Here is a 9,264-nt window from a genome sequence, read left to right as displayed (position 1 = left end):
CCGTTTTTCCCCCCCCGCCCTTACATGGGGGTGTTGTGTGTTTGGCCCGTTTCCCCCCGCCAAACCCACCCACGACCCCGCTGAGCTGGGAATGCTCGAGGTGCCTCAAGGGTCGGCTCGTGTGCCTGGGCGGTCGGCTCGCGTACCTGAAGGGTCGGCGGCGTGCCGACTCGTCAGGTACGCGTGCCGACTCTCGGGGTACGTGAGCCGACCGTTCAGGTACAGGGGTCGCTCACGATCTGGTCAAGCCCAGGGCGGACCTCAATGCCCAGGCCGTGAAGGTGTCCGAGCTGAACCCGGCCATGTTGTAGACGATCCGGTGCCGCAGCTCGTCGTTGTCCCGGTTCGCCCGCAGCAGCCGGGGCCGGACGAGCTGCGCGCCGCGTGACGTGCTCGTGAACAGCAGCGCGAGCACATGGCTCAGGCGTGACACGTAGTCCAGCACCGGACGGCGCTCGGCCTCGTAGCGCGCACCGACCGCGTCGACCGCCGAGGGAGTCAGCGCGTCCACTGTGGACATCTGCGTGGCCAGGCCCCAGGCGTCCCCGATCGCGGCGTTCATGCCCTGCCCGACCATCGGATGCACGGCGTGCGCCGTGTCGCCCAGCAGCACCAGCCCCGGCACCTGCCACGTCGGTGTATGGAACCGGGCCGCGGAAAGCACCTGCACTCCGTCGGCGGCGGCGTGCAACGGCGTGGCCACCTTCTCCAAGGCGGGCACCGCGCGCACCAAGTCCGACGTCCACGCCGCCAGGCCCGCCTTGCCGACGCCACGGAAACTCTGCGACGGGATCTGCGCGTACAACCGCGCCCGTCCGCCGGGCATCTGGAACAGCACGCGTAGCCCGCCGGGCGTCAGATACATGGTCATGTCCTGACCGAGTTCCGGCGCGTTCTCGAGTTCGAACGCCACGAGCTGGTGGCCGTACAGGCGCCGGTTCACCGCGATCCCCGCGTCGTCACGCAGGCGTGAGACCTGGCCGTCGCAGGCCACCGTCAACGCGGCCTCGATGTCGATCCGCGACGAGCCCCGCAGCAGCCGAGCCCCACGCACCCGCCCGTCGGAACGCCGGAGTTCCTCGACCCGGGTGCCCTGCCAATACTCCACAGTGGACGGTAGCTGCGAGCCGACCACTTCGCGGAAATCCTTGTAGAAGTGCAGCAAGCCGTAGTCGTGGGGCGCGTCCAGCAGGCCGAAATCGAGGTTGATCAGCTCATCGCCCTGCGCCGTGTTGCACGTCAGGCGTCGCACGGTACGGGCGCCCCGGTCGGCGAGCGGCTCGAGCAGGCCCGCCGCTTCGAGTATCTGGACCGTCCGAGGCTGGACAAGCTCTCCTTTGTGGACATTGCGGGGGCGGGACTGCTTGTCCACCACCAGCACCCGGCGGCCCTGGGTGCCGAGGAAGTGCGCGAGCGTGAGGCCGCCCGCACCCGCTCCGCAGATCAGCACGTCGAAATCAGGCATGGACGGCTCCGAACCGGGCGAGTGCCTGTACCGCGTAGCCGGTCGCGAGCAGGTCGCACGAGTACATGAGATCGAGGAAGTAGACACCCAGCAGCGCCGGCTCCCACAGGCCGTCCGGCCGCTGATTCCTGGTCAGCCAGTCGACACCCCGCGCGACCGCGGGATGGCCGTGCGCGCCAGCGCCGAGCAGGCCGAGCAACGCCCAGGCCGTGTCCTCCGCGGTCGAGCCCGGCCCCCAGCCACCATCGGAATTCTGGTTGACCAGCAGCCATTCCGAGCATCGATGGGCGACGGCGGTGTCCGCCAGGCCGAGCCCGCCGAGCGCGTCCAGCACCGCGCCCGTGCCCGCAGTGAGGCCGCTGTACCAGGGGCAGGTGAACGCACCGTCCGGGCGCTGGGTCTTGGCGAACCAGCGCAGCGCCTTGGCGATCGGCTCGTCGGTGACGGTCAGGCCGCCCGCCTCGCGCAACGCCGTCACCGCGTGGGCGCTCATCACCGAGCAAGCGGCGTCCAGGTCGATGGGGTTGTCGGTGGTGAAGCAACTCCAGGAACCGTTGCGGTTCTGCATGGCTCGCAGCCAGTCGAGGCCGAGCCGGACCTGACCGTCCGTGCGGTCGTGGCCCGCTCGCGCGAGTGCGATCAGGGCGTCGGCCGTGTCGTCGGTGTCCGGCCAGCCGCAGTTCAGCGACCAGCCCCAGCCGCCGGGCGGGCACCCGGTCGCCGGGAACGCGACGTCACGCTGGCACCGGCGGATCCAGTCGAGCGTCGGGGCCAGGCGCTCGGCCTCGCCCGCGTCTTGCAGGCCATGGGTGACGAAGGTGGTCGCGGACAGCTCCAGGTCCCGGTTGACCGGCCACGCGCCGTCCGCGCGGACCGTCGCGCGCAGGTAGTCGACGCAGCGGCGCACGATGTCCGGCCGGACACCGGCGCGGGCGAGTCCGATGCAGACGAGCGCGACCATGAACGGGGACTCCTGATAGCCGCCGCCCGGCCCTTCGAACTCGTGCAGATCGTCCAAATAGGACAAGATGCGCGGCTCGCAGAGCCGGTTGACCGCCCGCCGGATGCGGCCTGCCGGGCGGGTGTTCGCCTGCATCAGGCCCCACGACAGGATGAACGGGACGGTGAACGAGACCTTTTGCCTCAACCACCGTGGCATCAGGATGACCTGCATCGGCAGCCGCATGATCTTGTTCTCGTCGTGCAGCCCCGCCCACGCCAGAAACTGCTCGCACATCACGAAAAGCCGGCATTGCTCGCGATCACCGACGGCCGCCATGCCCCCGAACCGCTCGATCCGCTCCAGGCCGCGACGCACGTTGTCGGCGGACGCTTCGGGCTCCAGGAACTGCAAGGCGCCCACGGCGTAGGGGGTCACGTTCAGCGTGGACGGCGCGCCGGCCGCGTCACCCCAGCCGCCGTCGGGGTTCTGGTGTTCCCGCAGCCACCGCGCGCCGGCCGAGATCAGGGCCGCGGAACGATCCGGGTCGGCGAAGTGCAGCGCCACCATCGCGGACGCGGTCGAGACCGCGGCCGACGGCAGGGTGTCCTGCCAGGACCCGTCCTCGCGGCGGAGCGCGAACAACCCGTCGACCGCGCGGGCGAGACTGGTGCCGAGTGCGAGTTCGGTCATGGCCCGGCCACCATCCCCAGCGTCGGCGCGAACTCGTAGCGATGCCTCATGTAGTGCTGCGCCAGCCACGTCACCGAGACCGCGACGACGGTCAGCGGCACGGCGAAACCCGGTCCCGCGCCCAGGCACAGGAGCGCGCACGCGAGCACGATCCGTTCCAGCACCAGGATTTCGTGCGCACGCAGCGCGGGTTTACGCGGTAGCGGCCGCGGCGCGCGCAGCACGACGACGAGCGCCGACGCACCCAGCACGGCGGCGATGCCCAGCAACACCGTGTAGCCAGGACCCGGCGGAAGCGTGAGCGCGATCAGCAGCCACAGCGCGTACAGGCCCGTGGCGCAGGCGAGCGAGACCGGGACACCGCGTCGCACCGGCAGCGTCTGATAGCCGCCCTCGGCATCGCCGTCCAGGTCGCGCAGCGCGCCGATGAGGTTCGTCCCGGCGTCGTGCAGCCAGAACAATCCCGCGACCGCGAGCAGCCCCACCGGGGGATACGTCGAGGTCATCATGGTGCCGAACAGGAACGCGAACGCCGTCAGCCCGCCGCGGACCAGGTTGCCGGAGAGCCCGCGCGCCTTGAAGAAGGTGCTGTACGAGACCCCGGCCACCAGCGCGGCCACCACCAGGAACACGGTGCGCCAGTTCAACGCCAACGCCGCCGCCGCGCCGATCGTGACACACAGCGCCATCGCGACCACCGCGCTCCGTGCGGACATCCGGCCGGACGGGATCGGGCGATGCGGCTTCGCGATGGCGTCGAGTTCGCGGTCGAAGTAGTCGCCGCCGTAGAGCCCGGCGAGCCAGCCGAGTGTCGGCACGGCCCACGCGCCCAGCAGCTGCCAGCCGGTCGGATCGGGGCTGGCCAGCGTCGCACCCGCGAGGCCGACCAGCCCGACGTAGGTGGTCGTGTACGGCCGCCAGGTTTCGAAGTGAGCCTTCACAGTGTCCACTCAGGACACCCGCTCGACCGCGTGCGCCGCGAACCAGTGCAGCCGCTCACGATGAGCCGAGGGAGGCAACGTGGCCAGGGCGTCCTGTGCGGAGGTCGCGTGCTCCCAGGCCATCTTTCGGGCCGCCGTCAGCGCGCCGGTGCTCACCAGCACGTCGCTGACCATCGCAAGCGCCTTCTCAGGGACGAGGCCGCCTTCGAACACCATGTCCAGCTCGCGCACGTCCTGGGCGTCCCCGCTTTGGTAGGCCAGCAGGATCGGCAGGGTGAGCCTGCGGTTGCGGACGTCGCTCGTGGTCTGCTTGCCGATCGTCTCGCTGTCGCCGGTGAAGGCGAAGAGGTCGTCGATGATCTGGAACGCGAGCCCGAGATGCGTGCCGTAGCGCCCGAGCGCCTCCACCTGCTCGTCGGAGCCACCGCCGAGCACGGAGCCGCACTGGCAGGAGCTGCGGAACAACGCGGCCGTCTTCCCGTCGATCATGCGCAGGTAGGTGGCCACGTCGCGGATCGAGTTCTCGGTGATCTCCGCTTCCAGGCTCTGCCCCTTGCACAGCGCGATGCCCGAGGCCGAGGCGATCTCCAGCGCGGTGACCACGCGTTCGGCCGGGACGCCCCGGCCGCGGCACTCGGCCAGGCACAGGAAAAGATGGAAGATCAGGGCGTCGGCGGCGACGATCGCGTTGTCCGTGCCGAACTTGTGGTACGTGGACGGGCGGCCGCGGCGCATCGAGTCGCCGTCGATGATGTCGTCGTGCACCAGGCTGGCCGTGTGGCCGTACTCGGTGCCGATCGCGGCGGGCAGCACCTGCTCCAGCACGCCGCCGACGGCCAGCGCGGACTCGACCAGCAGCGCCGGGCGGAAGAGCTTGCCCGCCGGTAGCAACGCGTACCGGCAAATGGCGTCCAGGCGGTCGGTTTCTTCGAGCCAGCGGTCCTCCAGCTCGTCCTGGATCGGCCGGACCAGTTCGGCCACGTGGTCCACCGGCCTGGTCTTCGTGGTGGATGGCGCGTGCTGCGACTTGACGGTGGGCGCGCTGATCATCGAGTCGTCCAGCCTCTCCGTGTTCGAGGTTCCTGGTATTCATCAGGAATGGCGTTCAACCGACGTTGATGCATTCAGGCTATTCGGCGGAAGCCCTGCGGTTCGGTTTAGCAACTATCTAAGACGGTGCGCTGATCGCGTGATCTTTGCCTGAAAAGTCAGCACTGGTATGTCAGGTCATGCTGGGCAATTAACGTACGCTTCGATTGCGAGACAATGACAACGGCCCCTATCGACCCCCTAATTTCCGAAGACCCCTAGTGGCCCCTGGTCAAATTGACTTTTCCCGCTCGCTCGGTGCTCGAAATCATTCTGAAACGAGGTTTTGAATGACAGGCGTCGTACCGCCGAGGAACTACCCGTTCACACCGGCGGAGCGGCTCGAGCCGGACCCCGGGCTGCGTGGCTGCCGCGAAGAATCCGGCCTGGTCAGGGTCCAGATGCCATACGGGCGACCGGCTTGGCTGGTCACGCGCTACGCCGATGTCCGCGCGGTCTTGGGGGACAGCAGGTTCAGCCGCGCCATGGCGATCGGCGACGACGAACCACGGGTCTACGCCAGGTCCAACACCTCGGTTTCCATGTCCACCATGGATGCGCCGGAACACACCCGCCTGCGCCGGGTGGTGATGCACGCCTTCACCGAGCGCCGGATCAGGACTTTGCAGGCGGACGCGGAATCCGTCGCGAGCAGGCTGCTGGACGAGATGGAAACGCGGGGCGCGCCGGTCGACCTGGTAAGCGCTTTCGCCGAGCCGTTGCCGATCACCGTGCTCTGCGAGCTTCTGGGCGTGCCGAAAGAGGACCAAGCGGACTTCTGGGGCTGGTCTGTCTCATTGTTGTCCACCGCCGCCGACCTGCCCGCCGAACAGGCGATGCAAGCTCGCATGCGCTTGGGTAAATATCTTGCCTCACTCGTCGCGCAACGCCGAAAAGAGCCTGCCGACGATTTGCTGAGCGCGATGGTGCAGGCAAAAGACGAAGAAGAAAGGCTCAGTGAGATCGAGCTGGTCAAACTCGGGACCACCCTGCTGACGGCGGGTGTGGAAACCGTTTCCAGTCAGCTGGTCAACGCGAGTTACCTGCTACTGACCGAGCCGAGGCTGCTCAACGAGCTCGTTGAATCACCGGAGCTCGTCCCCAACGCGGTCGAGGAGCTCATCCGGTTCGTGCCCATCGGCGTGGCGGGCTCGATGTTCGCCAGGGTCGCCCGCGAGGACGTCGAAATCGGCGGGACGCTGGTCCGCGCCGGTGAGGCCGTGGTGACCGACGTGCAGGGCGCCAACTTCGACCCGGCCGTCTTCCCCGATCCCGATCGCGCCGACTTCACGAGGAAGGAAGCCAACGCCCACCTCGGTTTCGGGCACGGCCCGCACCACTGCATCGGGTCCCAGCTCGCCAGGATGGAACTGCGGGTGGGGCTCGAATCGCTGGTCGGGAGGTTCCCGAAACTGCGGCTGGCGGTCCCGGAGTCCGAGCTGGACTGGCGGACCGGCGTGGTGCGCGGCCCGGTCGCGCTGCCGGTGGAGTGGTGACCATGGACGAGCCGGTCACCACGAAGAAGAAGTGCCCGTTCCCGTTCAACGCCGACGATCTCGGCGCGCTGGCGGACACCTATGGCGAGTTGCGCGACCATGACCCCGTCCCCGAGGTCACCCTGCCCAGCGGCGACACGGCGTACCTGATCACCCGGTACGCCGACGCGCAGGCCGTGCTCGGCGATCGGCGGTTCAGCTCCGATATCGGGCGGCCCGAGGCGGCGCGGCTGCGTGAAGGCTCGGACGGGAACTTCACCAACCCCTATATCGCCGACCGTGCCTGGCATCTGCGCTGGCGCAAGCTGCTCACCCGCGCGTTCACCCCGCAGCAGGTGGAGACGATGCGGGACAGCGTCCAGGCCATCGCGCACGAGCTGGCGGAGGAGATGGCCGGGCGGGAGCGCCCGGTGGACCTGTTGCAGGCCTTCGCCTTCCAGCTGCCCGCGCGCGGGATCAGCGAGCTGCTCGGCATTCCGGTGCTGGAGCAGCAGCAGGTCCGCGGCTGGGTCGACGCGCTCGCGACCAGCAGGGAAGCCGACTTCAGCGAGCGTGCCGAGGCCGGGATGGCCATGTGGCAGTACTCGCTCGGGCTCATCGCGGACAAGCGGGCGCACCCTGGCGAGCACCTGATCGACCGGCTCATCGCCGTGCACGACGACGAGGACGGCAAGCTCAGCGAGGACGAGCTTGTCATGACGATCATCGCGCTGATTGTCGGCAACAACGAGAACACCGCCCGCCAGCTCGGGCAGGGCATGTTCATCCTGCTCAACCACCCCGATCAACTCGCCGAGCTGCGTGCCGACCGCTCGCTGCTTCCCAGTGCGATAGAAGAGATCCTGCGCGCGACGCCGGTCTACACCGCGTTGCCGCGCTTCGCGACCGAGGAGGTCCAGCTCGGCGAAAAGGTGATCCCGTGCAACGCGACCGTGCTGGTCGCGCGGGATTCGGCGCAGCACGACGACCGGTGGATCGACGAGCCGCACACGTTCGACATCCGCCGCAGGACCCCGACCCGGCATCTGGCCTTCGGGCACGGGCCGTCGTTCTGCATCGGCGCGTCGTTCGCGCGGCTGCAGATGTCCTGCGGGTTCACCGCGCTGCTGGACCGGTTCCCCGACCTGGCGCTCGCCGTGCCACCCGAGGAGGTGAGCTGGACGTACCGGCTGCTCGGCTCCGGCGCGAAGACCATCCCCGTCACGTGGTGACCGCGTTCGTCACCGGCGCCACCTCCGGGATCGGCGCCTGCTTCGCCCACGCGCTCGCGGCCGAAGGACACGAGGTCGTGCTGGTCGCCCGCGACGCCGCGCGCCTCAAAACGCTCGCGGCGGAACTGTCGGCCCGCTACGGGAGTACCGCTCTCGCTTTGCCTGCTGACCTTGCGAGTGCCGAAGGGTGCGCGCTGGTCGAGGAACGCCTTGCCGCTTCACAAGCCGGGATCCTGGTCAACAACGCGGGGATCGGGATCGCGGACCGTTTCCACGAGGCGTCACTCGACCTCGTGCAGCGCCAGCTCGACGTGAACGTGACCGCGGTGCTCCGCCTGACCAGGGTCGCGGTCGCGGGCATGGTCGCGCGTGGCGAGGGCGCGGTCGTCAACGTGTCGAGCGTGGCGGGCTTTTTGTCCGGTTACGAGGCCACCTATTCCGCCGGGAAGAACTGGGTGACCTCGTTCTCGGAGGGCGTCGCTGCCGAGGTGCGCGGCGATGGCGTGCGCGTGATGGCGCTGTGCCCAGGGTTCACCCGGACCGAGTTCCACGACCGGGCGGGCGTGCGGAGGCCGGGGCCGGGTTTCCTCTGGCTCAGCCCCGAACGCGTGGTCGCGGAGGCGCTGGCCGACCTGCGCCGCGGCAAGGTCGTCTCGGTGCCGAGCCTGCGGTACAAGGCTTTCGTGCTCGCGCTCGACCTCCTGCCGAGGGCCGCCGTGCGTGCGATCGGCCAACGCCTCGCCCGCGAACGCCTCTGACCCATCGGCATTTCGCATAAACGCTCGTCATGAGCGGCCGGGCTCGACTGTGCGATTGGCAACTCTGCTCCGTTAGATGCAGCAAAGCCTCCACTCGCCCAGCGCATCCGTGGCTTGGCGTGAGTGAGGGCCTCCCTCACCAAGTTCGACTTGGTGAGGGGAGCCTTCACCAAGCTATGCGTTGTGAAGGAGGCCCTCACTAAACCGGAGTTGGTGAAGGAGGCCCTCACCAACTCCGGTTTGGCTAGGGAGGCCCTCACCAAGCCCTGCTTCAGGAGCCTGGCACGGTCGGCTTCGCGGAGACGCGAAACCCGAGTCAGACAGTCCAATGGCCCAAACTCGGGTTTCGTGAAGATCAACCTTCGCCCGAGGGCGCCCGCAAATGTCCACAAAGGACCCAAGCTGGCCCATTTTATCCCGCATTGTCGCTTTCGCACGACTTTTGGGGCTGGCTGGACGGAGCGAACGGGGCGTATGTGTCGCTCAGCGTTGCATAAGTGGCGTTTGTGTGGTGAGCCGACACGGGCGGGCGACTTTGCTGGCCGCCAGGCCCGTGCGACGTGAATGCCACTTCCGCAACGCTCAACCTGGATCCACCGGTTGTTTTCTGGTGATCGTTTTCGTGGTTGCTGATCTTGTGGTGGTTGTGCGGGCAGGGGAATGTGGCCGGC

The 9,264-nt window shown here is 68.5% G+C and carries 7 protein-coding genes; 3 read left to right on the top strand and 4 right to left on the bottom strand.

Annotated features, from left to right (window positions below; translation table 11 throughout):
* Positions 1 to 232: 232 nt before the first annotated feature.
* From ACFV15_RS21010 to ACFV15_RS20995, 4 genes are read right to left on the bottom strand one after another with little or no spacing between them, the layout of a single operon-like run.
* Positions 233 to 1,465 carry an FAD-dependent oxidoreductase gene (locus ACFV15_RS21010; RefSeq protein WP_378352173.1) on the bottom strand — a complete coding sequence of 411 codons (1,233 nt, stop codon included), beginning with the start codon at positions 1,463 to 1,465 and terminating at the stop codon, positions 233 to 235.
* Positions 1,458 to 3,098: a prenyltransferase/squalene oxidase repeat-containing protein gene (locus tag ACFV15_RS21005; RefSeq protein WP_378352172.1), complete on the bottom strand. Its 1,641-nt coding sequence runs from the start codon at positions 3,096 to 3,098 to the stop codon at positions 1,458 to 1,460. The genes ACFV15_RS21010 and ACFV15_RS21005 overlap by 8 nt, the downstream gene beginning before the upstream one ends.
* Complete coding sequence (locus ACFV15_RS21000; protein WP_378352171.1) at positions 3,095 to 4,048, bottom strand: UbiA family prenyltransferase; 954 nt, start codon at positions 4,046 to 4,048, stop codon at positions 3,095 to 3,097. Before ACFV15_RS21000 ends, ACFV15_RS21005 begins: the two co-directional genes overlap by 4 nt.
* Positions 4,049 to 5,089, bottom strand: coding sequence for a polyprenyl synthetase family protein (locus tag ACFV15_RS20995; protein WP_378352170.1), 1,041 nt, complete (start codon positions 5,087 to 5,089; stop codon positions 4,049 to 4,051).
* 329 nt (positions 5,090 to 5,418) lie between these two features.
* On the opposite strand from ACFV15_RS20995, the gene ACFV15_RS20990 reads away from it, so the two are divergent.
* Genes ACFV15_RS20990 through ACFV15_RS20980 form a run of 3 tightly spaced genes read left to right on the top strand, consistent with a single transcriptional unit; the run spans position 5,419 to position 8,593 of the window.
* The gene (locus ACFV15_RS20990) at positions 5,419 to 6,624 is read left to right on the top strand and encodes a cytochrome P450 (RefSeq protein WP_378352169.1); all 1,206 of its coding nucleotides are present in this window, start codon (positions 5,419 to 5,421) and stop codon (positions 6,622 to 6,624) included.
* A gap of 2 nt (positions 6,625 to 6,626) precedes the next feature.
* Positions 6,627 to 7,835, top strand: coding sequence for a cytochrome P450 (locus ACFV15_RS20985; RefSeq protein WP_378352168.1), 1,209 nt, complete (start codon positions 6,627 to 6,629; stop codon positions 7,833 to 7,835).
* Positions 7,829 to 8,593, top strand: coding sequence for an SDR family NAD(P)-dependent oxidoreductase (locus ACFV15_RS20980; RefSeq protein WP_378352167.1), 765 nt, complete (start codon positions 7,829 to 7,831; stop codon positions 8,591 to 8,593). Before ACFV15_RS20985 ends, ACFV15_RS20980 begins: the two co-directional genes overlap by 7 nt.
* Positions 8,594 to 9,264 lie beyond the last annotated feature (671 nt).

The organism is Amycolatopsis sp. NPDC059657, from assembly GCF_042734395.1.
In the GTDB taxonomy this organism is placed as follows: Bacteria; Actinomycetota; Actinomycetes; order Mycobacteriales; family Pseudonocardiaceae; genus Amycolatopsis.
Note: the sequence above shows the minus strand (reverse complement) of the source record. Positions and strands in the feature narration are given on the sequence as shown.

What these genes read in the sequence shown, in the direction of transcription:
- ACFV15_RS21010 (WP_378352173.1), bottom strand. Translation starts at nt 1,465, where the DNA reads ATGCCTGATTTCGACGTGCTGATCTGCGGAGCGGGTGCGGGCGGCCTC.
- ACFV15_RS21005 (WP_378352172.1), bottom strand. Translation starts at nt 3,098, where the DNA reads ATGACCGAACTCGCACTCGGCACCAGTCTCGCCCGCGCGGTCGACGGG.
- ACFV15_RS20995 (WP_378352170.1), bottom strand. Translation starts at nt 5,089, where the DNA reads ATGATCAGCGCGCCCACCGTCAAGTCGCAGCACGCGCCATCCACCACG.
- ACFV15_RS20990 (WP_378352169.1), top strand. Translation starts at nt 5,419, where the DNA reads ATGACAGGCGTCGTACCGCCGAGGAACTACCCGTTCACACCGGCGGAG.
- ACFV15_RS20985 (WP_378352168.1), top strand. Translation starts at nt 6,627, where the DNA reads ATGGACGAGCCGGTCACCACGAAGAAGAAGTGCCCGTTCCCGTTCAAC.